The organism is Paenibacillus sp. T2-29 (assembly GCF_052921365.1).
Genome location: NZ_JBREVE010000004.1, coordinates 451017 through 476977, shown reverse-complemented (window position 1 = coordinate 476977; position 25961 = coordinate 451017). Strand labels below are relative to the sequence as shown.

Here is a 25961-nt window from a genome sequence, read left to right as displayed (position 1 = left end):
GACAACATAATATTATTAACCTAACATTTAGGAGGTCACTTTGTATATGGAAAATGAATCACCTCTTTACGAAGGTCTTGGTTTCTCACCTGCTACAAATAAGGAAGAGTTTCTAAGCCTGTTAAAACAAAAGCCAAACAACTTAATAACCAATAAAGAAGAATTAGATAAATATTTTCAAACATTTAATTTTCTTGAAACAGAATCAAAGAAAAATTTTTTAGATGAAATTGAATTTGGAGAACAAGGAGTAGAAGGATTTCGTTACGACATCTTAGCGGAAAAGTTAACATTTAAGCAGTTTTGTCAATTATTGGGAAGGATGGGGATGAGCCTAGAGTTATTTGCAGACAAAAAGGATCATAGATGTAAAAGATTAGGTCCTTCAGAGCCAAAAGATTGTCATTTTCAAGCGGGTTATACTTGCAGTCCTACATGCGGAAGTATAATAGGATAAAATGTTTCTTTAATACCGACTAGGAATGACTAAATAAAGAACCGCAGCCTATATACAGGGTTAGCGGTTCTTTTTTGCGTTTTGATCGGTAATTTCTTTGGCATTCGTCGGTATGTACTCAATACGAATTAGTTTTGTTATATCTTCTATCTCCAGAACATTAATAATCTTCTCCAATACCTGACGGGGAAACATTTTATTCTTGTTTCTAACCAACTCCGAAATGGTTGCCTCTCGAATACCAGTTAATTCAGATAGCTTTTTCTGCTCCCATCCTTTTTCAATTAGAAGATTTTTTAAATCACAGACAAGTATTCTATTGCTCAAAATTTTACCCCCCTCTCTTAAGTAAGCAAGACACCAAAAATTAATTACGAATAACGTAATTAAAGATTGACAATTACGCAAAACGTAATTATAGTTAAATTACGAAACACGTAATCGAGATTAAAAAGGTTCCATTTTGCGCAACATCGTACTGTTCCGAAGCATCACGCAATTCATCCTATAAATCCCGTTTGGAGGCGAATCATATGTCAATCACGTTAGGTTTCATCCGTAATCGTCGCGAAAGTAACGTCATCATCACGGTCGGAAGCGGCCGCACTCGTCAAGAACTCCGCGTTACATCGGAATTATTCTTTTCCATTATACCGCAAGCTAATCCGTATCTCTACGGTGACATTGTCCAAACCACTCCGGCACAGCTCGTCGAACTCGGTTTTGAACTAGACGCAGAAATGAAGCGCGAAGTCTTCCGTGTTGTACGCCCGCTAGTTACTCCGGCTCAAGTTCGCTACGTACTCGATCCGATCACAGGGAACTACATAGTTCGGTACGTCGGCACACGTCAGGAGCTCGTCATACAGGCGCGGGCATTCTGGCGGATAACCGGAGTCAATCAACGGTCGCCGCTCGGTAGTTTAACGCTATCAATGGACGTTATGAAGGAACTCGGATTCATTGTCGGGAAGGGAGGCGTCCAGATTGAACGCAGTAAGCAATTTATCAACTACGCGTAACATCGTATTATCACGTAAGAATCGCAAACGTATCGTCGCGGTACTAAAATTCATCTACGCTATCGTACTGATTGCGCGAGAGGTGTTGACGTAATGTCTTACTTGGAAATATTCACGGATTATCGGCTGGGTTCCGAAACTACGGGCGAGGCGTTAATGATCGCGTTTCGGTTCTATGTTCTCGCGGTCGGCAACGTATTAGAAAGTCCGCACTTCACCGATACCGAACGAATTGAGACGTTAAAAGAACTAGATACAGCGTTTAACAACGTATTTCCGAATGGGGGCGTTTGAGTATGGGCGAGTCAACCGAATTGGAACGGGCGGCGCTGGCCTATGGCCCGTACGATCTGCCGCATATGTATGAAGTCGTAGAGGGCGTTTTATACGCGGATCACTACTTTTTCCACCTTGAGAACGGTATTTTATGGCTTCGTCACGTCCGCAAAGTCGACCATCCGGAGCACACGCACTTATTTATCGACGGGGATTCCGGCGGCCTTCAACTCGCGAATAACGTTCAGCGCGACTTATTAGAAGTAGTCACAGAAACGCTCGACCGGCTCCGGGCAATTGACGGTTTGACGTTTCTAATCGACGAATTGCTATGGCTCGATGATCGTGGTGATCTCGGTCTCAATCTCGTTAAGAAGAAGGGATAACGCGCATTCCGATGAACCTAAACGCAAACGGTTCGACGCCAATCGTTCCGTCTACTTAAATGGGGAGGAGACGCGCGTGTATTATCAGGCTGCCTCGCGCCAACGAGCGGTCCAATCAAATGTCCGTACTTTCCGACGCCAATCGGAGGGAACAATCGCTGAGTAGCGCCAACTGCTCGGTAATCTCGGTCGGTCTACGTAAGACGCGCCAACGTCTCGGTAGGCTGGCCGGCTCCTTACCATAATTCCTACGTCCGGATACGGCAATATCCGTCAGGCAGGCGTAGTTCACATAATTTATCATCCTCGGACGATCGGCCGGTAAATCCGGTTCAGGCACCGGTCGTCTGCTTGTTATATCCAGTATATACGCAGGATAGGAACATAGGTTCCATTTTTCTTAAAAAGTTTTTGTCGAACGTGTACGAAACTGTGGTAAACGTTAAAAGTCGTCGGCGCTGCTAAGTCCGGTGTTTCCAGAGCTTATGGTTTAATCGTTCGGATTATATTCATCATCAAGCGCATCTGCCAAATCAGCATAGTAATCATAGTTACTGTAGCTGTAATTCTCTCCTTGAGCAACCAAAAATGCATCATATTCCTCTTGGATTTCACTAGCTGTTATATGCTCTACGTCAAAATCGTCTTTTAAGGTTTTGAATAATAAATTTCTGTACTTTATTGTTCCTATGAGACCAGCTTCAGATAGGTCATGTTGGATATCATCATGAAATATATCACTCTCTGCCTTGCTTTTTGAAAAATCTTTATAATTTCTACTGATAAAGTAAATTTCATCTTTAGGACCAATATCAATATAATTCTTAATATTTAACAATGTCTCAATAATAAGCGCATCTTGGTCTGATTGTTTGTTAGTGTGTAGGGGGCACTTTTTGAAAAGTTTCCTTTTTGCAACGTTAAACACTAAGTCGTTATCAGTTTTAATAATTGTTGCTTTACTAAAAAGACGGTTTACTCGTACGCTTAATCCTTTCATGTAATTTTCCTTATTAGTTTCCATCCGCAATTTATATTCTTTTAGGCTTTTGCTAGTTTCTTTTACTACAGCTTTATATTTAGGCAACTCTGCCTCTATATTAATCCAATAACTTTCCTCTAACATTTTCAATATATTGTTTACATTGTTAGGTATTTCATTGATTAAGTTGTGAATATGCCTTTGTGTCTCCACTATTACTATCTCAGGCACTATTAGGGAAATAGTTTCCCACTTTAGTAGATTATCTAGGCGCAACAGCGTCTCTGGGGGGCTTGACTTAGTGCGTGAAAAAACCATGTCAAGAAAGATATTAGTATCTAACAATAAATATTTCAAAAAGCAGTCCTCCTATTTGAGCCTAAGCCACGTATTTAAACGTACAATTAGCCGTATGAAACGCTTTGTCTCGATCTTTACAGAATCCGTCGTAAGCTCTTTTATCGTGCACGCACCGATCAACTCGTTGTCAATAAACACAACGATGCGCTTCTGTCCATTTGCGCAGTATAAAAATAAACATCCGCTGTAGACGCCCATTATTTTCCAAAAAAATGTAGCCCTTTCGTACTGTGTTACGCTAATAATTCGACAAATTGGTGCATATTTCCTGCGTCTTTTTTCATTACTTGGTTGTTTTTTTAGGTGGTTCATGACTATATACAATGAGGAAGTAGAACCTCCTCACGGGATACGCATGGTGCGAGTAAACTCCGCACGCCCTTACGTTATTTCCACGATATAGGTTGTTTTTTAACCGCTCAGTTACATACGTGTATGAGAGGACCGCGTAAATTCCTCCGTTTTGACCCTGCTTTTTGTCCTTTTACTTATCTATACGTTATGAGGAAACTTTTTCGATGGGAGGTTGTTTTTATGGTAATCTCAAGGCCTTATCTGTGAAAGTAAAATCGCACTCGTGTCGTGTGCCTGACGACATGACGGTGGTCTTTTTATTTACGCAGCTAGTTCAAAAATCAGAACGTACAGGGAGGTGTTTACAATGGCGGTCGTTAACGAAAGCAACATCGGTATCATTCGCGCAGTCTATCGACTCTCATACGAAGAATTAGGCGCGTTGATGGGCGTAAGTGGGCGATTTGTTTCTTACGTTGAGAAGGGGGCCCGTAACCTACCGAAAGTCAGGGCGGATATGCTCGAAAGAGAACTCGAACTTACGCCGGATAAATTAACGCGCCTAGCCGAGATATACCGGGAAACGTTACTACCGGGAAAGTAGACGCTACAACGGTAGATATGTCGTGTCCATCCGCTTTACCTTCCGCGTCGCTCCGCTCCTGCGGACATCCGCCCCTACCGGGACGTCTGTACATATTCTAAACGCGAGAAAGATTATGATAGAGATATATTTTCACCGTGCCGTCTTTTGGGTGCGGTGAGGCAACGACCGAAGGGAGGCGGCAGCATGGTGTTGTGGTATGTTCACATGTATTCTGCGCGTCCAAGAAGAAAAAAGTATAAGACTTACTATAGGGATAGAATCTCCGAAGAGTCGATAAAAACGGAGGGAATCCGCGCCAGACGTGGGTTTTTAGCCTCTACTCACCAAAAAGTTATGTAGTCGAAAAGCTGGGTATCTGGCCGATTTTGTAGTCGAAAAGCTGGGTATTTTTCACTAGGGAGGGGTAACATGAGCAATTCTGATAAAAGATCACGTGCCAATCGAGTTTGGAGAAACCTACCGCAAAAGACGAAGGGGGCTGCGATCGTAGCGCAGGAGCGTGCGGATAAACTGCTAGCAGAAGCCGGACTTTCCTCTACGATTGACACAGTCATCCGGACGACTGAGGCGCAGGCACGTGGGGCGCGCAACGTCACAGTACTCGGCCAATGGGCGGAGGAGCACGGCGGTTTTGTGTTCGCGCTCTTTAAAGGCTGCGAAACATTTGTCGAGCGGTTTCCGTCGCTTAGTCAATCCGATTATGCCCGTGTAATGTTCCTCGGGACTTATACGAGCTACGACGGCGGCAGGCTCCAGCACGACAACGGGCGGCCCATTAAACGCGCCGGTCTTACCAATCTCCTCGGCATGCACCGTACTAGCTGCTCAGAATTGTATAGGAAGCTAGTCGCGGAATCAATCATCTCGGAGGACGAGGAGACCGGGGACTTATACACGAACCCGTCAATATTCTATCGCGGCGAGATCAAGAAAGAGAACACATACGATCTTTCCGAGTACCGCTATATCTGTATGTTCCGCAATACTGTACGCGGCTTGTATGAGACTTACGGAAAAGGCCGTGAAGTCAAACAATTAGCGATCCTCTACGCGGTGCTTCCGTTTATCAACTTCAACACTAACATCGTATGTTTTAATCCGGAAGAGACGCAGGAAGACCGGCTACAGCCGATGGACGTTGAGAGACTCGCGGCGCTACTCGGGTATAAGGACGCGCAGAAACTTCGCAAAGCACTCGACGCGGTTAAGCTCAACAGCAAGAACGTTTTCCTGCTCGTGCCCGACGTCCATGATAAACGAAAGCGCCGGGTTATAGTTAATCCGCGTGTTGTCTTCGCAGGGTCGGCGGAAAAGCTGGCAGCGATTAAAGTTCTCTTCAATTAAAAACGCATCACCAAGGCGGCCCGAATTTCGAGGCGGCTTATTTGTCGTACCCAAAAGGAGGGCCTTACGTGGGTAACAAGATATGGCGGATCGATTCGGACAACCTCGCAGCTTACACAGAGGATGCTACCGTTATGGCGAAGATCAAGCGTAGCTATTCGGATTTTCACATCATGGCTGAGTATTTCCGATTCGGCAAGTTAATTGCGATTCAGTATCGTGTACCGGAAGCGCGGAAACGGTCAATCAAGCGGCTGTTAAATTGCCAAATCAGCGCATGACGGCGCAGTACCCTATACGTTGAATTAGCGTGGTATTAGCGTATTAGACAAGCGGAGGAACAATGACCCTCGGCTTATTTTTGCGCGTCTGAAATCAAGCGAAAACACGGGAAATGAGCACCGGTTATGCACGGTTTTAACGGGAGGTGAGCTAGTGAGTGATCGAGAGGATGCGGCTACATATTGTCCGTATTACAAGCCGGATTCGAGCTGCGTATTGCTTCACGCGATGTCAAAAGCGGATAAGCGGTGTAAAGCCTGGCGCGGCGATGATTCCGTACAATGTCGATATTTGAGTACACAAGTAGCGAGGAGGTAGTAAACGTGAATCCGCAGTATCACACAGTTGTAACGTTCGCTGACGGGATAAATGTTACATTCGGTGACTCCGTATCCCGCGCGTGGATTCGATTCGCTGCGCCTATGATTGCGGAAGAGGAACGGAAACGTAGACGAAGGGGGAAACGGAAATGAGCGACCAATGTACGCAAGTTATCCATAAGCAAGAGGGCGGCCAGGATATCGTTAAGATTTATGATGCGTCCCGCGTTGATATGCTGACAGGGACTTGGCCTGTTAATGCAGAGAAGACACCGCTAGAAAGCGCCGTTGATGCGCTATGGTCCGGGTACTTCGAGGTACAAGATCGGCGGCACCTTTTCGGGAAATATCCGGTTGCCGTGGTGTCAAACGTCAATGGAGCGGTAGACCAGTTTGTTAAAGAGTTTGAAGGGGAGGAATCAGCGTGAGCAAATTCATTAACTCAAAAACGTGGGCAGGCGGCGTCGGTACCGGCGATGAGATCGCCAGCATCGGCCCGTCACTCGGTATCAGTCGGAAGGAGTCGGATAAGCCGGCGAGAGAAAAGCGTAAATCCGGTGTAGTTTCGTACTTTAGCGATCGGGGCTACGGGTTCATCTCGTCCGGTGAGGATCGCGTATTCTTCCATCTATCCGACTGCGAATCGTTCGATACGGCGGAGGTGCCGGTCGGCTTGCACGTGAGTTACGTATTAACGGAGGGTAGAGGCGGCAAGCCTGCGGCGAAGGACGTACAAGCAAACTAAACTAAAAGGGGAAATGAAAATGAGTTACGCAAAAGCAAAGGCAAGTTTACAGAGAGCACGCGAAATTGAACAATCCTCAACTGGTATGATGCTGGAATATAAAAGGAAACTCTCCGCTGAACTTTCACAGATAGAATCGGACCGCCGCCTCACCGAAGAGGGCAAGCAGGAGGTCAAAGCCGAAGCTAAACAAAAACATGCGATTGAATTCTTGCAAAAAACACACACGATGAGACAAAAGTACGTCGCGGACATCAATAAGACAATCCAGGAAGCCGAAAAGGTGATTTACACGCCGCCGAGAAAGCCAGATGCGACGAAACTCGGCCGATTTGAGGACGCTTTCCGGTCACTGAAAACGGAATTAATGTTCGCCACGTCGCAGAAGTCGGCGTTTGATAAGCTGCGCGGCTTCATCGAAAAGTTGGATGACCCGTACCTTGCGAAGCTTGTCCGTGACGACTTTGCGGAGCTCACAACGAAAGTCCTCGCTACTCCAGGGGACGGTAACTCCCAAAAAGGAACTGGCGCCGCAGCGGTAACGACTTCCGTCCGTAGAGAACTCGGCGAGATGTACGACGGTTTGATGAAGCCGTTTCAAAGCGAGGATTTTCGCGGGGCCAGCGAAGTCCTTGAGATTGCGCAAATGCTCGTTGAGGATTCACGCGTTCACCGTAGCGTTATCGTAAACAGCGCGGCAGAAGAAATATTCGGGGCAGATTATGCGCGCTATATCAACGATACGGACTCATTTTTTGTTAAACATCCGGAACATATGCCGGAACCGTTTGTAGATGAGGAAGGCGACCGTGTCCGTCAAACTGCGGAAGACCGAGCTTGGATTTATAAAGACGACGAGAACCCAACGTTAAGCGTTAGGACCGGAAAGGCGGCGGAGTAATGAGCGATGATGTTTTAGAGACCGCAAATAAACGCCTTGTCCGGGCGGAGTTTTTGGTCGCGTCAAGAAATGCCGGTGTGCGTCCGGATGCACTCGACGCCGCGTACACACTGGCGGACTTGTCCGGCGTATCAATTGACGATAACGGCAGGGTCTGGGGAGTTGATGACGCGATTGAAACACTTAGGACTAGGAGTGGTTATTTATTTGCACCAGTAGAGCCAGTGAAGCCGAAAGCTATTGGCAGTTGGTACTTATAAGTTGGCCGAAGGAAGCGAAGGCGGCGCAACAAAGATAAAGGGGGAATACGAATGAGTAAGTCTAAACTACCGGACAGCGTTCTCACAGATATGGAGCGCGTAACGCCCATAATTCGGTTGATTGAATCGGTCTTAACGCACAAGCGTCTCGGTTCGTATGATTTCGCAGATAGCTTTCCTGAGCAGGCAGCGATATGGAACGAAGTGGCCGCAAAATTTGAAGCTTCAGACATGGCGCGTGTACAAGCGATGGGATTCCGTATGAAGAAGCTACTTCCCGCGATCGACGACGTAGACGAAGCCGTCCGGACTGGAAAAGGCGTAGTAGGACCGGCCATGACGGTTTACAAGGCGTTGGGACTCCTGGTGCGTGCGATCGAAAGGACGGCGATCTAAATTTCATTCGACCTGATAGGACACTTACGCCTAGTCGACGATATGAGCCGTCCCATGCGCAAGGCTTTTAGCAGCATAACGAAGTTCGGTGTAGCGGCGACTGGGCTTGGGGTAGCGGTAACCGGAGTATCATTTGCGGCTGACTCCGTAAAGAAGGCGATGGATTTCGAGTCGCAGATGAAGACGGTTCAGGCGTTAACGGGCGCAACGGACGAACAGACGAAAGCCATGCAGCAACTCGCACTCGAACAAGGTGCAGCAACGAAATATAGCGCGCTTGAGGCCGCACAAGGGATCGAGGAATTACTCAAAGCGGGCATGAGCGTCGAACAGGTCGGTAAGAAGGGCGGACTTAACGCGGCGCTCAATCTCGCAACAGCGGGCGGTCTCGGCTTGGCTGAGGCAGCGGAGATCATGTCAACCGCGCTAAATTCGTTCAAAAAGGATGGACTAGAAGCGGCTCAGGCTGCGGATATCTTGGCGGGCACGGCGAACGCATCCGCGACTGACGTACACGATTTGCGTTATTCCTTAGCAGCGGTCGGTTCCGTAGCGGATGGCGTCGGCATGTCGTTTAAAGACGTAAATACAGCGCTAGGTCTGTTCGCGAATAACGGATTAAAGGGTGCGGACGCTGGTACATCGCTGAAAACGATGCTTTCGAACCTCGTGCCAATGACGGACAAGGCGTACGCAATGTTCGAAGACTTTAACCTCTTGACCGTAAATACTACGGACGCACTCGCATTTATGAGCAAGAAGGGCATTAAGTCTACGGGTACTTCCGTCCAGGCGGTTACGAAGGACATTGAGAAGTATGTCGCAGCGCAGACGGGGCTCAAGGTCGGAACGTCTAAGGTTGCGAAGGAAACGAAGAAGTTCCTAACAGCGAGTAATCTCGTACATTCCGCTTTCTACGATAATAAAGGCCAGATTAAAGACCTAGCGCAAGTAGCGGACTTGTTAAAGAACCGATTCGGGAAACTCACGAACGAACAGCGTCAATACTACTTGCATCAGATATTCGGGTCCGATGCGATCCGTGCGGGTAACATCCTCTTCAAGGAGGGCGCGGCGGGGGTTAAGAAGTTCCAACAAGAGATGGCGAATGTCACCGCGTTACAAGTCGCAACCAAGAAGATGGATAGCGCAGCCGGTGCGGTAGAACAATTCGAAGGGGCATTGGAAACTTTAAGAATTTCCGCATTGCTTCCGACAATGCCGATCCTGAAGAAGCTTGCGCAAGCTGCCGCAGACTTCGTTGTTAAGTATACTCCGCAGATTACCGCAGCCGTACAGAGCGCAGTAACAACCGCTAAGACGTTCCTCAAGGATAACTTTATTAATAACCCTGAGTTTACGAAGCTTCCAGACATTAAAAGTAAAGTCGCGTTCGCCTTCGAAAAGATAGAAAAGGCGTTCTCCAATTGGTGGAATGGTGGGGGACGAGACGCAGTAGAGAAATTGACAGCACAGGTCGTTCAGTTCATGGCATCGTCTCTCGAAGCAGCCGTACCAACGTTTGTGAGTGTCGGGTTAAAACTTGGATCTGGATTAATTGACGGGATACAAAAGGCGATCGCTAATGACCCTATCGCTAGTGCGGTACTTAATGGCAGTGGCGGTGCGATAGTTGGTGGTGTGTTTGGTCCTGGCGGTGCGCTCGCAGGGGCTGCAATAGGTGCAGGCGGTGGTGCATCTAACGTCTATATTGACCGGGGGGCGAAGTCTCTCGGATCGAGCGACGCTGTGAACGGGTTCTTTGACTGGACGAATAAACACTTACCTACGTGGATGGGCGGTGTACCAGACGATCAGTTGGCGGCACATAACGCGGAGCGGCGAGAGAAGCTTGGCAATAAGCACGCGGGCGGACTCGACCGAGTACCTATAAACGGTTATCCCGCTACACTCCATCGTGATGAAGCGGTCCTCACGAAGCACGAAGCATCCGAATGGCGCGATCAACAACGTGGCAAAGGCGGTAACGCTCCATCAATCGTTATCCAGAACGTAACGATTAATAGCGACATGGACGTTGAAAGGTTCGCAAGTATGTTGGCTCGCCGTCTCGCTATCTAACGAAAGGAGAGCAACTCAGTGATTAAATTAATCGAAGGTAACGGCGTATCGCAATTCCGCGACGTCATTAAACAGATCGGCCACAACGTAGAGGTCGATATCGAATACGCGTCCATCATTTCCCCTCCGCCAGCTCTCCGCGTACAAGTCGATAACATGAAAATCGAACTCGACGGAGACGACGTAATCGTACCGGAGCATTTGCGCGAACACACCCGAAAGGTATCCGTTAAAAGCTCCGCGGGGTCGCTGTCACCGACTGCGCTCGAACTCAACCGATATACGCGCGTAACAAAGGAAACGGAGTCGTCCACGCCTGTTGATTCGAAGGCGTTCAGCGACGTGTTCAATTTCGGGTCATTCACGTCCGGTGAATTCGAGATTACGTTTCACGATACGCTGAAGGCGGGCGACCGCGTGGCCGTTGCGTCGTTCGGCGCGGGACAACGTTATATCGTGTTGGATCGGATTTAATAACGGGCGGGCTGCGGCTCGCTCTTTTACTTACGAAAGGGGATATGATTGTATTGAACGGCGTCACACGTTTAACGGAGTGCATACGTAAGCTCCGTATTGAACAAGGATTATACCCGTACCCGAAACCATTACCCGAGCTCGTCAGCACTCCGCTGGCGCTCGCTATAATTGACCGACTCAAACCTTTTACCGCGATCATGGTCAAGTACGCGCGGATACTGGCCGAGGGCGAGGTTACACGTATTGATACGGATAGACTATCTCAATACGTGGTTTATGCGAAGCTACTGAAACACGCGGGGGAGAAGCTTTGCAGCATACCGGGCTTGGGCGTTGAGCTGTCTCTTGGAGTTATTAACCGCGTAAACAACGCAATAGACGAGGATAAGCTGGATACACTCGACATTAATACTCAAGTGCGGAGCCTTCATATTGCGCTCAATTGGTTGACGAGTGGGGACACGATGAAAAAGGTGGGAGCGTTTAGCGAGGAGGAAACGTTTCAAGCCGCAATAGCTGATGTGAGGAAGCGTATAGAGGAGGAGTCCGAATGAGTTCACAGCGTATACGACTGGAGGAACAGCTTACACCGCAGCAGCAACGAGCCGCGCAATTACTCGTATCTAACGAGTGGGGCGAACTACTTTCCGACGGTGGAAAGAAGCGCACAATGCAGGAGCTTGCGGACGAACTCGGCATAGCGCGTTCGACGTTGTACGAGTGGAAGGCGCAGACAACGTTCGCTGCCTACGTTAACTACCTGGCTGAGCGTCAACTTGATTCGATGCGGTCAACCGTGTACACTCAGTTGATGAAAGCGATTATGGGCGGTAATAACGGTATGCCTTCCGTAAAGGCAATCGATTTGTTCATGCGTAGATACGGGTTGCTTACGGATCGGACGGAGGTTGTTGACATGCGTGAAGAGGTCGAGAACAAACGTAGATCGGACGAAGCCATCCGCAAAGACATCGAAGAGTTAGACCGACTGCTCGCGGGATAATCCGACGATTCCGGACATATAGCCCGGTTTACCTACACGAGGCTTCCGACGCACGCCCGCCTTGTAACTCGGGGGTTGGCGGGCGTGAGGTTTCCGTAGTAGCGGATTTAAGTGCCGCGTCCTACGTTGGTTAAGCGAGATATTTATGCATCTACCTCCGTGCATAAATTACCATCGTGTATACTCGCTAGACCGCGCGGTTATGCGGTTTTCTCGCGTATTAACTGGAAATGTATATACGGTGTATACGGTGCTTTTTCGGGACTGCCCGTTAAACGTAGACGGGGCGCGGGATTCGGACGTTTTCTACAACGGCATGATTACCGATCAGCTAGGTACGTGGATACACGTCGCTGTATATTTATCCGGCACGTAGGCCAGTGCGTCCGAGTGTCCGATTCAAAAGCTAACGTAAATGAGTCGGTGGAAAACGCTGAGTAAAACGGAAATTGAACGCTATGAGGAACGACCGCTACCCCCAAGCGCCCCCTCGCGCGGCCCTAAATCTGGTGCGAAAACAATCCGGACATTATTTTTTATCTCGGGGTAACTTAATATAACGATAAACTAAGCGCTCATCTCTTCGGAGGTGGGCGCTTTTTCTTCGTTTATAGACGTGTTCTCTTGATAGCTCCATATGCGCGTGCTATTATAATAGAAGAAACTAATTCAAACAGCGTAGGGTTAACGGAATCAGTCCGCTATGTGACCGCAAGCTAAACGGTGACACAGCGCAGGATTAACGGAACTCTAGCGTCAACTACGTGACTCGAAATCAGTTAGGCGTCGCAAGGCGTGCGTGGGTTCGAATCCCACTCTTTCCGCCACTAACTTTATGAACTAAATCAATCTCTTACGTCTGCTGATGTGGGGGATTTTTTGTTTTATGGCAATAAATAAATCAGATTACTAAAAATGAATGTAACGATATTGAAGAAATGATTAAGAATCTATTGGTGAATGAATAAGGCGTTAGAGCAAAAGAAAGCTCCTAACAGCATTTGAAATAATTGCTGTCAGGAGCTTTCTTTTGTTATAGCTGATTAGGCGGGTAATGATAGCGTTTTGTTCTCTTTGAGCCAGAGATCATCAGAAGGATGGCTGCAATTAAATGGAGTGCCCAGCCAACAAAAGGAATCCAGGCTAGCAAGGAAGTGATTACTCCCCAGACAGAACCGTAGATCGCTTCCTGATTGCGTAACGACAGGATAAGTGTTACTGCATGCAGGACAAGCATAAACCCTAAAGCTGAGTAGCCAGTCCCCATGACAATAGCTCCTCCCACAATCGGTACAGCCAGCACCAATTCGAATATACCTGATATCCACTTTAATATACGAGAATAGCTCATCTTTAAACCTCCGTAAATAGTAGGTCTTTGTACTTGGATATATTCTAGCAGAAGGAGCTGAATTAATCTGCATTTTACCAGTATATGCAAAAAGTCCGATAATGCAACAAAGGAGGACCACAAAGGTCCTCCATCGTAGGCGATACATTTTTAACAGGATACGATCTGTCCAATCACATCATGAAACTCGGTGTACTGACTAGCAATACCGTGTTGAAAAGACAGTGTCCTTTTACACAAACCTAACGCTTCTAATGCCCGGAATGGATCTCCTAACAGTTTGTAAGGCTACGTTGTCCAACGGAACCACACCTCTCTGTTGTATCGCCTAATCATAATATGGCCAGGATTCCGAAGAAATATACATTAGTGGACGCGAGCTTTCGTTTTTTTCTTCCACTTGCGATTATGATTGGTGGTCTTCGGAAAAGAATCGCCTCTTTCCAACGTTATTTGCTGCGGGTTTTGGATTTCAGTATGAAAGCTTTTTTCTCCAACCTCCATATATACGCCGTCGTTTGGGACCTTATCCCCGGGTACGAACTCAGTCTTTTCACCCATACGGTTGTGCCTCCTTAGATAATGAATTTGGACTGCAACGGTTATTGTGCGCTGTCTTAAACAGAAACATGCGAAATTAGGGTACACAGAGAGTAGTTAATCAAAAATTATTTCCTTTATATATGCAAAATTTGTGGTGTGATATAAAATTGTATAAAACCAGTGATATGATGTGTGTGAGCAGTTTTTAGCCTTATGCTCGAAATTGCAGGTTGCATTCAGGTTCTCGATTTGGTAAACTGTTTTAGTGCGAGTTTAGGCTCGTTCCTTGCTCTCAACTGAGATTGAGGGCCTTATGTCCATAAGGAGGTGTAAAGAATGCGCAAATATGAAGTGATGTACATTATTCGTCCTGACATTGAACAAGAAGCTGTTCAAGCGACAGTCGACAAATTCCAAGGTATCATCTCTAACGGCGGTGGCGAAATTACGAATCACGATGTAACTAAACGCCGTCTTGCGTATGAGATCAAGAAATTCCGTGATGGTTCTTTCGTTCTGGTAAACTTCACAGCAGAACCTGCTGTTGTTACTGAGCTTGAGCGTATCATGAAAATTTCTGACGAAGTAATTCGTTATCTCATTACGAACGACGTAGCTTAATTATTGTACGTGATTATGTAATGAACAACGCTCAAAGGAGGGGATTGGATTGTTGAACCGTGTCATTCTGATCGGTCGTTTGACCAAAGATCCAGAGCTGCGCTATACACCGTCTGGTGTAGCAGTAACCCAGTTCACCCTGGCTGTAGACCGTCCGTTTACAAGTCAAGGCGGCGAACGGGAAGCGGATTTCTTGCCGATCGTAACCTGGCGTCAGCTTGCTGAAACATGCGCTAACTATCTTCGTAAAGGTCGTTTGACGGCTGTTGAAGGCCGTGTACAAGTGCGTAATTATGAGAACAATGAAGGAAAACGTGTATACGTGACTGAAATTGTTGCTGATAATGTACGTTTCTTGGAATCTAACCGCGATAGCGGCAACGGTGGCGGCAATAGCGGTGGAGGTATGCGTGAGGAGTCTCCTTTCGGAGGCGGTAACAGCAATAGTGGGCGCGGGAATAATAACTCGCGAAACAATCAGGATCCTTTTTCCGATGACGGAAAACCGATCGATATTTCGGATGATGATCTACCATTTTAATTGGGAAAGGACTGACAAAGAATGGGCTTCAGACAAAGAGAAGGCGGAGACGATAACAAAAGACCAGCTCGTCGTGGTGGTCGCAACAAACGTCGTAAAGTATGTTTCTTCACTGTGAACAAAATTACTCACATTGACTATAAAGATACAGACCTGCTTAAAAAATTCATCAGCGAACGTGGAAAAATTCTTCCTCGTCGTGTGACTGGAACAAGCGCGAAATATCAACGTATGTTGACAATCGCTGTTAAACGTTCCCGTCAAATCGCATTGCTTCCTTACACTACTGAATAGTAGTGGGTGGAAAAAAAGGATGTCCCCAGAATTCGGGACATCCTTTTTTATGATTTTTTTTATTGACAACAAGTGCCATCTATTGTAACTTACTAATAATACAATCCATGTTTACCCATTAAGTATAAATCACCTTTTAGTGGCTTAAGAAATTACAAGCTCCCCAACTCGCCAGAGTACACATTTCGGTCATTCGAAATGTTATTTTATATTACATAACACTCAGTTTTCTGTCATTTTCCACAAGTAAATTTCATAAACTTTACAAAAATAGATGTTTTGCAATTGCATATTACATAAAAAAAGATATTGACGTGATATTATTTTACACTTAAGATAAACCTTAATAAAAATGTAATGGTTGTCAGTGCACAAAATTGACCAAGGGTCTAAAACATGTGTTCTACACTATCATTAGGAACAGTAAGGAGGATGTGCAAAACTTCATTTTTGAACCTCGAGCTTTAACGAATCACCGCAGGAATGAGACAGGCTGTTAAATAAAGAACCGACTAAGGGGGATTAACAGGATGGTGCAAACGAAGAAATGGGTTTCTTTGCTTATGGTGCTTACGATCGTTGGTGTTCTGTTTGCAGGATGTAGTGGAGGTGCTAATGAGGCACAGCCGCAGCAAGGCAATGCGGATAATAAAACAGAGGGAAATGAAGCAAGCGCACCAGTTACAGAGGGTGTTATTAAAGCGACGGATTTGTCGCAAAATCCTCCAGGAGCAACGAATCGGAAAGATAACATTGTAGTAGGTATGACGTCACCTAAAGGGGTATTTAACCCGCTATTCTGGCAAACAACTTACGATTTATATGTAGTCAGAACAGTATTTGATTCCTTCTTACAGGTGAAGGCAGATGGTACATATGAAAATAGTTTGGCTGAAAAGGTTGATGTATCGCCGGATGGTCTAAAATACACATTCCATCTGAAACCAGGTGTGAAGTATAGTGACGGCACTCCAGTAACCGTAAAGGATTATGCTTTTGTTCTCAAAGTGCTGCATGATCCGAATTATGATGGAGAAAGCGATATATTATCTTTTAAGATTAAAGGCGGTAAGGAATACCACGATGGCAAGGCGAATGATATCTCGGGGATCAAGGTCATTGATGATAACACAGTAGAGGTAACCGTTACAGAAGCAACAGCTTATACAAAAGATTATCTGGGTGAGCAATACTTCATGCCAGAAGCTTATTACGGAAAAGGGTTCAAGAAGGGTAACCTGGACAGCATCAAGGCGCTTAATAATAAACCAATTGGCTCCGGGCAGTATGTGCTGAAGAGCTTTTCCCCAGGTCAACAAGTCGTACTTGAAGCGAATCCAAACTACTTCAAAGGTGCACCAAAGGTGAAATCAGTTATTTTCAAAACGACAACAGAAGAAACAAACCTGTCTATGCTGCAAACAGGCGAAACGGACATGGACAATATCACAGTTACGGAAGACAATGTAGAGGAATTAAAGGCTTTAGGCTTCTTGGACGTGAATATTATGCCGACAAATGGCTATGGATATATTGCGTTTAATCACAAGGAAAAGAAATTCCAGGACCCTAAAGTACGTCAAGCTTTAACTATTGGTTTAAACCGTAAAGAGATTGTGCAGGGCGTGTATGGCCCATATGCGAATGTCATTAATATTCCACAGTCTACAGAATCTTGGTCTTACACGGATGAAGACATCAACAAATATGAATTTGATACAGCGAAGGCGAAGGCTTTGCTGGATGAGGCAGGCTGGAAGGTTGGGGCTGACGGAATTCGCGAAAAGGACGGAGAAAAGCTGACCATTAACTTCTCTGCGACTGCTGATAATCCAGTAGTAGAGGCCTTGCTACCGATCATGTCCAATAACTATAAGGAACTGGGCATCAAGCTGACTTCTGAAACTTTAGATTTTAACGCCATTATGGATAAAAAGGATACGGGCAAGTTTGATATGTTCTTTGCGGCTTGGGGCTTAACTCCAGACCCGGACACAACGACTTTTATTACGAATGGTGCACAAAATGATATCGGCTATTCCAATAAAAAGGTTGATGAATTAACACTTGCTGGTAAGCATGAACTGGATCAAGAAAAACGCAAACAGATTTACAAACAGCTCTATCAAGAGCTGAACAAAGATCTGCCAACTATCTTTTTGTACCAACGCAGAGATATGTGGCCAGTGAATGGACGTGTATCCGGCTTAGAAATTACACCATACAAAGATTTTGAGTTCACTCTGCATAACGCTCAAATCGCTCAATAAGGGTTGCCAATTGTATGCTCAGCTCTCACGAGCTGGGCATATCACTTTATTCGTCTGGAGGAATGAATATGAAGCAGTACATTATTCGAAGACTGCTGCAACTCATCCCCACACTTATTGGCATATCCATTATCGTTTTTGCGATTTCAGCCATGGTGCCGGGTGATTATATTACAGCCAAGCAGAACCCGAATATGACCGCCGAGAAGGCGCAGCAGCTACGACATATCTACGGGCTGGATAAACCGGAATACCAACGTTATTTTATATGGGCCGGTAATATGTTAAAGGGAAATATGGGGGATTCATTGCAGCATAAGCAGCCAGTAACGAAGGTCATTGGCAATTATGTATGGAACTCTTTTATTATCGCTTTTTTTAGTCTTATTTTTAGCTGGCTAATTGCAGTTGTTGCAGGGGTATTTTCAGCTAAGTTTCAATATTCGTTATTCGATAAGTTCGTTACGTTATTCATTTTCTTATGTATGTCACTGCCTTCATTTTTTATTGGTTTATTGGTCATCAAAATATTTGCCCTTGAATGGGGGATTCTTCCGGTTGGGGGCATGACCACAGCAGGGATGGAAGCAGGCTCGTGGGCTTATATGGTGGATGTCCTCAAGCATATGTTCCTGCCGACACTCGTACTTACGATGCTGAGTACAGGAAGCCTGACTCGTTATTTCCGTACAGGCATGTTGGAGGTCATCCGTCAGGATTATATCCGTACCGCACGCGCCAAGGGTTTGAAGGAACGGACGGTTATTTTCAAACATGCACTGCGCAATGCCCTGATTCCAGCAATCACACTGCTCGGGTTCGAGCTTCCAGCCTTATTTGGTGGGGCGATGATCCTGGAAAAGGTATTTGTATGGCCAGGTGTGGGGCAGGTTTATCTGGAGTCGATTAGTATGCGGGATTATCCGTTTATGCTGGGCTTCACCATTTTTCTGGCCGTTCTCACGCTCATCGGTAATCTACTGTCTGATGTATTGTATGGCATGGCAGATCCAAGAATTCGCTTGAAGTAGGAGGGATACTATTGTCCGCAGAAACAGTCACGATTGAAACGAATCAAAAGGCGGCGATCCGTCCTGAAGCGTCTCCATGGAGAATCGCCATTCGTCGTTTTAACCAAAACCGCCTGGCTTTGGCAGGTCTCGTTATATTAATTCTCATGGTTATCATTTGTGTATTTGGCCCCATGATTTCACCTTATCATTTAGATGATTACAAGCTATCTGACAAAAATTTATCCCCTAATGCGAAGTACTGGCTTGGTACGGATAAGTTTGGTAGAGATATTTTACTGCGTACGATGCTTGCCGGCCGTATTTCTTTGACAGTGGGGCTGGTCGCCACGTTTATTTCGGTCATGATCGGGGCGACGTTGGGTGCGCTGGCAGGGTTTTATCGTAAAGGCGTCGATACGGTTATTATGCGGATTGCCGATATTTTCATGGCGCTGCCTACATTGCCGCTGCTTATTATTTTAGGTGCTGTTCTGTCGGATTTGAAGGTTGATCCGTCGAACCGTATTTATTTTCTGATGCTTATTATCGGAATCCTGAGCTGGACGAGCTTGTCCCGTCTGGTCAGAGGGCAGATTCTTACACTGCGTGAACAGGAGTTCATGCAGGCGACGGAAGCGCTGGGGTTGAGAGACCGCCGTAAAATATTCCGACATCTGCTGCCGAACACGATTCCTACTATTATTGTTACGGCTACGCTTGGAGTAGCTGGTGCGATTATTACAGAATCTGCGCTCAGTTACTTGGGGATTGGCGTTGTGCCGCCCACACCTTCGTGGGGGAACATGATATCGGCTGCGAATAACCTGATTGACTTCCGCAAACGGCCCTGGATATGGGTACCACCGGGAATGTGTATTCTAATTACTGTTGTAGCGATTAATCTGATTGGCGACGGTTTGCGGGACGCGCTGGACCCTAAAATGAAGAAGTAGGAGACGAACGTTTATGGAAAATGCTTTGATTGAATTTCGTAACCTGAAAACCCACTTTCATACCTCTAACGGAACTGTCAAAGCGGTCAATGACGTCAGTTTTAAAATTCGTGAGGGTGAAACGCTCTGTGTGGTAGGAGAATCTGGCTGTGGTAAGAGTGTAACTGCGATGACGATGATGCGGTTGATTGATTCTCCCCACACCTCCGACGGACAAATCTGGTTTGAGGGCAAAGACCTCCTAAAACTCAATAAAGGTCAAATGCAGCAAATTCGCGGTAATGACATTTCGATTATTTTTCAGGAACCGATGTCTTCGCTGAATCCAGTGCTTACGATTGGGGAACAGATTACGGAGCCGTTGCTAATGCATACATTAATGAGTAAAAAAGAAGCACGCGCCCGGGCAATTGAATTGATTAATTTGGTGGGCATTTCGCGATCGGAGGAAATATTCCATTCCTATCCTCATGAATTGAGTGGCGGTATGCGCCAGCGGATTATGATTGCTATTGCTTTAAGCTGCAATCCGAAGCTGTTGATTGCGGATGAACCGACAACGGCACTGGATGTAACAATTCAGGCGCAGATTCTTGATTTAATGCGGGATTTGAAGGATAAGCTTAAAACGTCCATTATGCTGATTACGCACGACTTGGGTGTCGTGGCAGAAATGGCCGATTATGTGGTCGTTATGTATGCCGGTAACGTTATTGAAGAGGCTCCTGTCATTGAGCTGTTCAAAAATCCGCAGCATCCGTATACTCAAGGGCTATTAAAGGCTAAACCTGTCATTAATCAGAAAATGGATCGGCTGTATTCCATCCCAGGACAGGTGCCAAACCCCATTGAGCTGGGTGAAAATTGCCATTTTCATGATCGGTGCGCACATTGCATGCAAATATGCAAGGATCAGGCTCCTCCCTTAAATGAAAAGGAGAATGGTCATAAGGTTGCCTGCTGGCTATATGAGAAAGAAGGAGGGCAACGGATATGAGCGAGCCTTTGATTCAAGTGGAAGGGCTGAAAAAGTATTTCCCGATCACAGGAGGGGTTTTTCAGCGTACGGTCGGACATGTAAAGGCGGTCGATGATGTATCATTTCACATTCATAAGGGTGAATCCTTTGGTCTGGTAGGAGAATCAGGCTGCGGTAAAAGTACGATTGGACGCACGATTCTCAGATTAATGGATAAGACAGAGGGATCAGTACGGTACAAGGGCGAAGACTTGCACGCGTTAAACAAGGAGCAGATTCGTGCGCTTCGTCCGAAGCTGCAAATCGTCTTTCAGGACCCCTTTAGCTCACTGAACCCGAGAATTAAGGTTGGTGAGGCGATCGGAGAGGCTTTGCTGGATCACGGGTTGATTGATCGTAATGAGCTGCGGCAAAAGGTCAACGAAACGCTGAATATTTGCGGTCTATCCTCGTATCACTATGATCGTTATCCGCATGAGTTCTCAGGTGGTCAGCGGCAGCGGATCGGGATTGCCCGGGCCTTGATTTTGAATCCTGATTTTATTGTGGCTGACGAGCCGGTATCTGCTCTGGATGTATCGATTCAGGCCCAGATCATTAACTTGTTAAGCGATTTGCAGCAGGAACGCCAACTGACATACCTGTTCATCTCGCATGATCTGAGTGTAGTCGAGCATCTGTGTAGCCGGATTGGTGTGATGTATCTGGGCTCAATGGTAGAGTTGGCCTCCAAGGAGGAGTTGTTCAGCAATCCGCTTCACCCGTACACCAAGGCTTTGCTATCAGCAGTACCGATTCCAGATCCGACGATCAAAAGACAGCGGATTGTGTTAAAAGGGGACATCCCATCTCCGGCTAATCCGCCGTCAGGATGCAAGTTTCATACACGTTGTCCTATGGCGGAAGCACGCTGTAAAACAGAGGCTCCAGTATATCGAGATGCAGGCGACCAGCATTTTGTAGCCTGTCATTTTGCTTAATACGTCATACTGAAGAAGCAAAATATCCGCCTTCCTGTAACAGGGATTGGCGGGTATTTTGTTGTGAAATAAAAAAAGGTAAAAAAATTGTATCTTTTTTTCGAAAAATTGCAGACAAAATGGATTTTTCATCGTCTAATAAGGTATGGAGGTTATTACGATGATGAAAAAACATTGGTTACGTTGGGCTATTGTCGTCCCGGTACTTATTATATTGATTTTTATTACACTTGGACCCCGCTTGTTGATCGGAAAGCCGAATGTGGATGCAGACGCTGCAGTGCTAATGGACATGCATACCGGGGAATTACTGATGGATGTGAATGGCGATAAGCCTATGCCCTCCGCAAATATGTCCAAGCTCATGACCGAGCTACTGGTACTGGAGGATATTCGGACCGGACGGTTAGGCTGGAATGATGAGGTGCGCATTAGTCGTTATGCCAGTACGGTGGGTGGTGTGAATCTGTCTCTTCGGTATGGGGAAAGAATGACCGTATCTGAACTGTTCCAAAGTATGGTTGTGTATTCAGCGAATGACGCCGCTGTGGCATTGGCAGAGCGTTCATCAGGGAATGAATCCGCTTTTGTGAAGCGCATGAATGAAAAAGCTACTCAAATTGGGTTGTCGCCCGATAGCCGCTTTAGTAATGCCTCTGGGGCAGGTCAGAGTGAATTGGGGCCGAACCACCCTAAGGAGATTCGCGGAGAAACGAAAATGACAGCAAGCGACACTGCAAAGTTGGCCTCTTACTTGATTACGTCACATCCTGAGATTCTCAGAACGTCCAGCCGTACCCAGATGGAATTGAAGGATAAGGGCATTTACATCAGCAATACGAACTGGATGTTGCCTTCCTTGGCTGGACCGTACTCTTATGCGGGCACGGACGGATTGAAAGCAGGATACACAAGCGATGCTGGATATTGTTTCACGGGTACAGCTGAGCAGCATGGCAAACGGTTAGTTGCTGTAGTACTGGGTGCACCGAGCAAGGAGGAGCGTTTCGAGCAGACACGGAAGTTGTTCGATTATGGTTTTTCTCTGTCCACCTCTTTCCCTGTGCGTTTGCAAAATTTGGTGAAATTGGCTCCGCATTAAAAATAAAAGATAACTTTGAAGGCTACATAGAATACTTATATATACATTACTGAGGGCTTTGACCGTAAGGGCGAAGCCTTTTTTGTCATGAGTTTGAGGAACTGACCACGCCATGGCACTTTTGACAACAAGGTAGCAGACCTTTTATGCTTTGAGGGGAAGTTTCCGCTTCATGAGGGATCAATCCGGTTTAATGAAGAGATGGGATTTGTGGACGAAAGAAGGAAGGAAGCCATGATGGAGAGAAGACATAAGAGAAGGACCCGTGGAAAGCCCAAAAAGAAAAAGAGGTTTACCGCTCTATATATTTCATGTATTGTCTTGCTTTTAGTTGCAGTAGGGGGCTATCTATTCCGCAAACAGCTGACGCTCGTGGCTTTTGACTGGTTTGTGTCACCGACGCTGGAAAGCAAGCTGGAGAAATCCTACCAGCCTCGTCAATCCAAGGAACAACAGCCCCAAGAGACCGTTGCTTACCAGAAGGAGCCATTTTCGGTGTTACTACTGGGGACAGATCAACGACCCAATGAAAAGGCACGTGGTCGCTCAGATACGGTGATATATGCTGCTGTACGGCCCGCAGAATCGCGTGTGCTCTTGGTTTCCATTCCAAGGGATACGTATGTACAGATTGCCGGACATGATTCCAATCGAGATGGCGAGGATGATTTTGATAAGTTAGGGCATGCTTATGCGTTCGGAGGCGAGGATATGTCCATGGCCACTGTAGAGAAGCTGATGGAGCATAAGGTTGATTATTATGCTACGATTAATTTCCAGGGTATTCAGGATGCCGTGAATGCAGTGGGCGGAGTAGTGTTACCTATCGACCAGCCCATCGAGAATAAAAACCCGCTGCATATCAAGTTCCGTATTGAGGCGGGCAAGCCGCTTTATAATGGTGAAGAAGCGATGTATTATGTTAGGTATCGGGAAGATAGCGACTTCAACCGTACAAAACGTCAGCAAATTTTTTTGAATGCTATGGCCGATAGGCTGCTGAATATCGATGGAATCACCAAGATCCCGGAGTTGCTCGATATTATGGGGGCCAATTTCACAACGGATATGGAACCTGCCTTTATTACTGGGCTTGGCAAGCAAGCTATTTCACAGGGGAATCCACAAATTTCAAGTTTTACGATTACGGGGGAAGGGTTCAAGAAGAAGGGGCTATACTATGACCGGGCTAATGAACAGGAGCTTGAATATGCCAGACTTATGATTGCGAACTGGCTAGACTCTGATACAACCCCGCAGACGCTGAGGCTTCCCGACAAGCAGGACATTCAGTGAGTAATCAATGGATTTATATTTGATTTTGAGGGGGATTCGTTTCTCATGAATATCGCTTTTTTCTTGCTTCCCAAACAAGAGGTCGCTTGTGTAACGGCGGATGCTACTCTACGGCAAACATTGGAACGAATGGAATATCACCGGTTCACAGCGGTTCCTATTTTGGATAAGGAAGGTAGATATACGGGTACGGTTACAGAGGGTGACCTATTGTGGCATATGAAAGAGTCTGAGGGGAAAATAACCTTTGAAAACGCTTCTAAGTTTATGCTCAAGGACGTTCCGCTGCGGGTTTCGATGAAACCTGTATCCATTGATGCCAATATGGAGGATCTGATTAATTTGGCGAAGGTACAAAACTTTGTGCCCGTCGTGGATGATATGGAACGGTTTATCGGTATCGTGCGCCGCAGCCAAATTATTGAGTATTGTGAGAAATTTGTGTCTAAGGAATCGCTTAATACTTCAAGCTAAAATAAGCAGCAGAGCTGCTATGAAATAACGATTTACCCTATGGGGTAACAGTTATTTTCAAAATAGGATATGCTATAATGGAGAATAAAGCTTTTTCAGAGGGGTGTGACTCTTCATCATATGCCTAAAGAAATGGATGTAGTTAAACGAGCCAAGGTTATTGAATGGCTTAAAACAGAGGTGCTTGACCAAGTCTCCCGTCTGTTTAAGGCGATGTGGGAAGGCAGTACAGTCCGTATTGGTGACTGTTTGGCCAGCCTGGTGATGAGTAGTTATATTCTGGGGAGGCGTCTTGGGGTGTCTTACCGTGAATTGGATGATCTACTCATCGACAAGCTAAGAAAGCACAGAAAAGAAGGACACCAGCTGGAGGATTGGTATCAGGACATTTCCGCACTGGAAGAACATATGCGTAAGAGGTGAAAACGTTGAAATTCCGCTTGGCCACTGTAGCATGGAGCGTTATTTATTTGCTTCTGCTGCTGACTCTATTGACACCATTTAGAATTATTACCGTATTTTTTCTGATTGTGCCTGGCGCTGTATTGTTTTCATCGCTGCCTTTCAAAGGATTTCTGGTTCACGTCATACCGGTGCTTTTCATTATAGCGCTACTCGATGTGTATTCGCTGCTTCCTGCGATTTACTTTCTGATTCCTTCTATATTGATGGGACGGATATATAAAAAGGGAGGATCTGCTTTTCAGGCGTTGATGACCGGAACGGGCATTATTTTAGCCGAATTGTTGTTTGTACTGTTTATCGCTACGTATTCCTTCGGGTTTGATCTTTCACAGTCCCTTCGTGATCAGGCTGAGATGTCGGCCAGTATTGTACAACAGATTTTGAGTGCGAATCCGATGTTTGCGAATATGAGCTGGACAGCTGAAGATACGCAGAAACTCGGTACAATGCTGATTGGTAAAGTTCCATATGTGATGATTGTCAGCTCGTTCATACTGGCAGTGATCACACATGCTTTGGCACGTCCAGCATTGAATAGTCTCGATGTGCCGGTACGTAAAATGAAGCCTGCCCGCGAGTGGATGCTACCGCGTACGCTGATCTGGTACTATCTGCTGGCAATTGTAATTGGATGGATAGCGGATTCTTCCGATAGCAGCTGGATTCAAACGGTCTCCATTAGTATGCTACCGCTGATCCATGCATGTTTTATTATCCAGACAATTGGTTTTGTATACTTCTGGACGCATAGCCGTAAAAAGAGCCCGGTGATTGCGTTGCTGCTGTCGCTCGTCGTTCTGGTGTTCCAGCCGCTCCGCATTATAGGTATTATTGATTTGGCCTTTCCGCTGCGTGAAGCTATTACAAGATCAAAGAAATAGGGTG

General features: G+C 46.2%; 36 protein-coding genes. 31 read left to right on the top strand and 5 right to left on the bottom strand.

Annotated elements, in window-relative coordinates:
- Window positions 1–46 precede the first annotated feature (46 nt).
- Window positions 47–457 carry a hypothetical protein gene (locus ACU1JV_RS14995; protein ID WP_446724596.1) on the top strand — a complete coding sequence of 137 codons (411 nt, stop codon included), beginning with the start codon at window positions 47–49 and terminating at the stop codon, window positions 455–457.
- Window positions 458–517: 60 nt separating this feature from the next.
- Here ACU1JV_RS14995 and ACU1JV_RS14990 read toward each other — a convergent pair whose 3' ends face one another.
- On the bottom strand, window positions 518–784 hold the full coding sequence (locus ACU1JV_RS14990; protein WP_446724595.1) for a helix-turn-helix domain-containing protein: 267 nt from the start codon (window positions 782–784) through the stop codon (window positions 518–520).
- A 413-nt stretch (window positions 785–1197) separates the two neighbouring features.
- Here ACU1JV_RS14990 and ACU1JV_RS14985 point away from each other — a divergent pair, with 413 nt between their 5' ends.
- The 3 genes from ACU1JV_RS14985 (at window position 1198) to ACU1JV_RS14975 (ending at window position 2141) form a co-directional block, all read left to right on the top strand.
- On the top strand, window positions 1198–1479 hold the full coding sequence (locus ACU1JV_RS14985) for a hypothetical protein (protein ID WP_446724594.1): 282 nt from the start codon (window positions 1198–1200) through the stop codon (window positions 1477–1479).
- Between the two features lie 93 nt (window positions 1480–1572).
- Window positions 1573–1773 carry a hypothetical protein gene (locus ACU1JV_RS14980; RefSeq protein ID WP_446724593.1) on the top strand — a complete coding sequence of 67 codons (201 nt, stop codon included), beginning with the start codon at window positions 1573–1575 and terminating at the stop codon, window positions 1771–1773.
- Between the two features lie 2 nt (window positions 1774–1775).
- Window positions 1776–2141, top strand: a complete 366-nt coding sequence (locus ACU1JV_RS14975) for a hypothetical protein (RefSeq protein WP_446724592.1) — start codon at window positions 1776–1778, stop codon at window positions 2139–2141.
- A 115-nt stretch (window positions 2142–2256) separates the two neighbouring features.
- On the opposite strand, the gene ACU1JV_RS14970 is transcribed toward ACU1JV_RS14975, so the two are convergent.
- Window positions 2257–2433 (bottom strand): hypothetical protein, encoded by a 177-nt coding sequence (locus ACU1JV_RS14970; RefSeq protein ID WP_446724591.1) that lies wholly within the window; start codon window positions 2431–2433, stop codon window positions 2257–2259.
- A gap of 198 nt (window positions 2434–2631) precedes the next feature.
- Window positions 2632–3480, bottom strand: coding sequence for a PIN domain-containing protein (locus ACU1JV_RS14965; RefSeq protein WP_446724590.1), 849 nt, complete (start codon window positions 3478–3480; stop codon window positions 2632–2634).
- A 664-nt stretch (window positions 3481–4144) separates the two neighbouring features.
- Between ACU1JV_RS14965 and ACU1JV_RS14960 the strand changes: the two genes are divergently transcribed.
- The 14 genes from ACU1JV_RS14960 (at window position 4145) to ACU1JV_RS14895 (ending at window position 12194) form a co-directional block, all read left to right on the top strand.
- Entirely contained in the window at window positions 4145–4381 is a 237-nt protein-coding gene (locus tag ACU1JV_RS14960; RefSeq protein ID WP_446724589.1) for a helix-turn-helix domain-containing protein, read from the top strand.
- 411 nt (window positions 4382–4792) lie between these two features.
- Complete coding sequence (locus tag ACU1JV_RS14955; protein ID WP_446724588.1) at window positions 4793–5728, top strand: hypothetical protein; 936 nt, start codon at window positions 4793–4795, stop codon at window positions 5726–5728.
- Window positions 5729–5796: 68 nt separating this feature from the next.
- Window positions 5797–6009 (top strand): hypothetical protein, encoded by a 213-nt coding sequence (locus ACU1JV_RS14950; RefSeq protein ID WP_025676514.1) that lies wholly within the window; start codon window positions 5797–5799, stop codon window positions 6007–6009.
- A gap of 158 nt (window positions 6010–6167) precedes the next feature.
- Complete coding sequence (locus ACU1JV_RS14945; protein ID WP_446724587.1) at window positions 6168–6305, top strand: hypothetical protein; 138 nt, start codon at window positions 6168–6170, stop codon at window positions 6303–6305.
- Between the two features lie 28 nt (window positions 6306–6333).
- Window positions 6334–6483, top strand: coding sequence for a hypothetical protein (locus ACU1JV_RS14940; RefSeq protein WP_446724586.1), 150 nt, complete (start codon window positions 6334–6336; stop codon window positions 6481–6483).
- Complete coding sequence (locus ACU1JV_RS14935; RefSeq protein ID WP_446724585.1) at window positions 6480–6758, top strand: hypothetical protein; 279 nt, start codon at window positions 6480–6482, stop codon at window positions 6756–6758. Before ACU1JV_RS14940 ends, ACU1JV_RS14935 begins: the two co-directional genes overlap by 4 nt.
- Complete coding sequence (locus ACU1JV_RS14930; RefSeq protein ID WP_446724584.1) at window positions 6755–7075, top strand: cold shock domain-containing protein; 321 nt, start codon at window positions 6755–6757, stop codon at window positions 7073–7075. The genes ACU1JV_RS14935 and ACU1JV_RS14930 overlap by 4 nt, the downstream gene beginning before the upstream one ends.
- 19 nt (window positions 7076–7094) lie before the next feature.
- Window positions 7095–7976, top strand: coding sequence for a hypothetical protein (locus tag ACU1JV_RS14925; RefSeq protein WP_446724583.1), 882 nt, complete (start codon window positions 7095–7097; stop codon window positions 7974–7976).
- Window positions 7976–8236 (top strand): hypothetical protein, encoded by a 261-nt coding sequence (locus tag ACU1JV_RS14920; RefSeq protein ID WP_446724582.1) that lies wholly within the window; start codon window positions 7976–7978, stop codon window positions 8234–8236. The genes ACU1JV_RS14925 and ACU1JV_RS14920 overlap by 1 nt, the downstream gene beginning before the upstream one ends.
- A 51-nt stretch (window positions 8237–8287) precedes the next feature.
- Window positions 8288–8632: a hypothetical protein gene (locus ACU1JV_RS14915; protein WP_446724581.1), complete on the top strand. Its 345-nt coding sequence runs from the start codon at window positions 8288–8290 to the stop codon at window positions 8630–8632.
- A 54-nt stretch (window positions 8633–8686) separates the two neighbouring features.
- Window positions 8687–10714, top strand: a complete 2028-nt coding sequence (locus ACU1JV_RS14910; protein ID WP_446724580.1) for a phage tail tape measure protein — start codon at window positions 8687–8689, stop codon at window positions 10712–10714.
- 18 nt (window positions 10715–10732) lie between these two features.
- Complete coding sequence (locus ACU1JV_RS14905) at window positions 10733–11188, top strand: DUF2577 domain-containing protein (protein ID WP_446724579.1); 456 nt, start codon at window positions 10733–10735, stop codon at window positions 11186–11188.
- A 53-nt stretch (window positions 11189–11241) separates the two neighbouring features.
- The gene (locus tag ACU1JV_RS14900; RefSeq protein ID WP_446724578.1) at window positions 11242–11745 is read left to right on the top strand and encodes a hypothetical protein; all 504 of its coding nucleotides are present in this window, start codon (window positions 11242–11244) and stop codon (window positions 11743–11745) included.
- Window positions 11742–12194: a phBC6A51 family helix-turn-helix protein gene (locus ACU1JV_RS14895; protein WP_311079745.1), complete on the top strand. Its 453-nt coding sequence runs from the start codon at window positions 11742–11744 to the stop codon at window positions 12192–12194. Before ACU1JV_RS14900 ends, ACU1JV_RS14895 begins: the two co-directional genes overlap by 4 nt.
- A gap of 1033 nt (window positions 12195–13227) precedes the next feature.
- Here ACU1JV_RS14895 and ACU1JV_RS14890 read toward each other — a convergent pair.
- Both ACU1JV_RS14890 and ACU1JV_RS14885 read right to left on the bottom strand, forming a co-directional pair.
- On the bottom strand, window positions 13228–13545 hold the full coding sequence (locus ACU1JV_RS14890; protein WP_013373907.1) for a hypothetical protein: 318 nt from the start codon (window positions 13543–13545) through the stop codon (window positions 13228–13230).
- A gap of 366 nt (window positions 13546–13911) precedes the next feature.
- Window positions 13912–14106 carry a YjzC family protein gene (locus ACU1JV_RS14885; protein WP_013373906.1) on the bottom strand — a complete coding sequence of 65 codons (195 nt, stop codon included), beginning with the start codon at window positions 14104–14106 and terminating at the stop codon, window positions 13912–13914.
- Between the two features lie 318 nt (window positions 14107–14424).
- On the opposite strand from ACU1JV_RS14885, the gene rpsF reads away from it, so the two are divergent.
- From rpsF to ACU1JV_RS14820, 13 genes are all read left to right on the top strand, one after another.
- Entirely contained in the window at window positions 14425–14709 is a 285-nt protein-coding gene (rpsF, locus tag ACU1JV_RS14880) for a 30S ribosomal protein S6 (protein WP_007433230.1), read from the top strand.
- Window positions 14710–14758: 49 nt separating this feature from the next.
- Window positions 14759–15250 carry a single-stranded DNA-binding protein gene (gene ssb / locus ACU1JV_RS14875; protein ID WP_010346813.1) on the top strand — a complete coding sequence of 164 codons (492 nt, stop codon included), beginning with the start codon at window positions 14759–14761 and terminating at the stop codon, window positions 15248–15250.
- Window positions 15251–15271: 21 nt separating this feature from the next.
- Window positions 15272–15544 (top strand): 30S ribosomal protein S18, encoded by a 273-nt coding sequence (gene rpsR / locus ACU1JV_RS14870; RefSeq protein ID WP_013312800.1) that lies wholly within the window; start codon window positions 15272–15274, stop codon window positions 15542–15544.
- A gap of 530 nt (window positions 15545–16074) precedes the next feature.
- Window positions 16075–17814, top strand: a complete 1740-nt coding sequence (locus ACU1JV_RS14865) for an ABC transporter substrate-binding protein (protein ID WP_413987268.1) — start codon at window positions 16075–16077, stop codon at window positions 17812–17814.
- Window positions 17815–17882: 68 nt separating this feature from the next.
- A complete protein-coding gene (locus tag ACU1JV_RS14860) occupies window positions 17883–18845 on the top strand; it encodes an ABC transporter permease (RefSeq protein ID WP_016822455.1) in 963 nt (320 codons plus the stop codon).
- 11 nt (window positions 18846–18856) lie between these two features.
- Complete coding sequence (opp4C, locus tag ACU1JV_RS14855; RefSeq protein ID WP_013373903.1) at window positions 18857–19780, top strand: oligopeptide ABC transporter permease; 924 nt, start codon at window positions 18857–18859, stop codon at window positions 19778–19780.
- Between the two features lie 13 nt (window positions 19781–19793).
- Entirely contained in the window at window positions 19794–20777 is a 984-nt protein-coding gene (locus ACU1JV_RS14850) for an ABC transporter ATP-binding protein (RefSeq protein ID WP_040102459.1), read from the top strand.
- Entirely contained in the window at window positions 20774–21739 is a 966-nt protein-coding gene (locus ACU1JV_RS14845) for an ABC transporter ATP-binding protein (protein WP_025679381.1), read from the top strand. The genes ACU1JV_RS14850 and ACU1JV_RS14845 overlap by 4 nt, the downstream gene beginning before the upstream one ends.
- A gap of 160 nt (window positions 21740–21899) precedes the next feature.
- On the top strand, window positions 21900–22841 hold the full coding sequence (locus ACU1JV_RS14840; protein WP_413987267.1) for a D-alanyl-D-alanine carboxypeptidase family protein: 942 nt from the start codon (window positions 21900–21902) through the stop codon (window positions 22839–22841).
- A 234-nt stretch (window positions 22842–23075) separates the two neighbouring features.
- Window positions 23076–24137: an LCP family protein gene (locus ACU1JV_RS14835; protein ID WP_413987526.1), complete on the top strand. Its 1062-nt coding sequence runs from the start codon at window positions 23076–23078 to the stop codon at window positions 24135–24137.
- Between the two features lie 45 nt (window positions 24138–24182).
- Entirely contained in the window at window positions 24183–24611 is a 429-nt protein-coding gene (locus ACU1JV_RS14830) for a CBS domain-containing protein (RefSeq protein ID WP_013373897.1), read from the top strand.
- Between the two features lie 120 nt (window positions 24612–24731).
- Window positions 24732–25034 carry a MazG-like family protein gene (locus ACU1JV_RS14825; protein WP_013373896.1) on the top strand — a complete coding sequence of 101 codons (303 nt, stop codon included), beginning with the start codon at window positions 24732–24734 and terminating at the stop codon, window positions 25032–25034.
- Between the two features lie 5 nt (window positions 25035–25039).
- Entirely contained in the window at window positions 25040–25957 is a 918-nt protein-coding gene (locus tag ACU1JV_RS14820) for a DUF2232 domain-containing protein (RefSeq protein WP_413987266.1), read from the top strand.
- Window positions 25958–25961 lie beyond the last annotated feature (4 nt).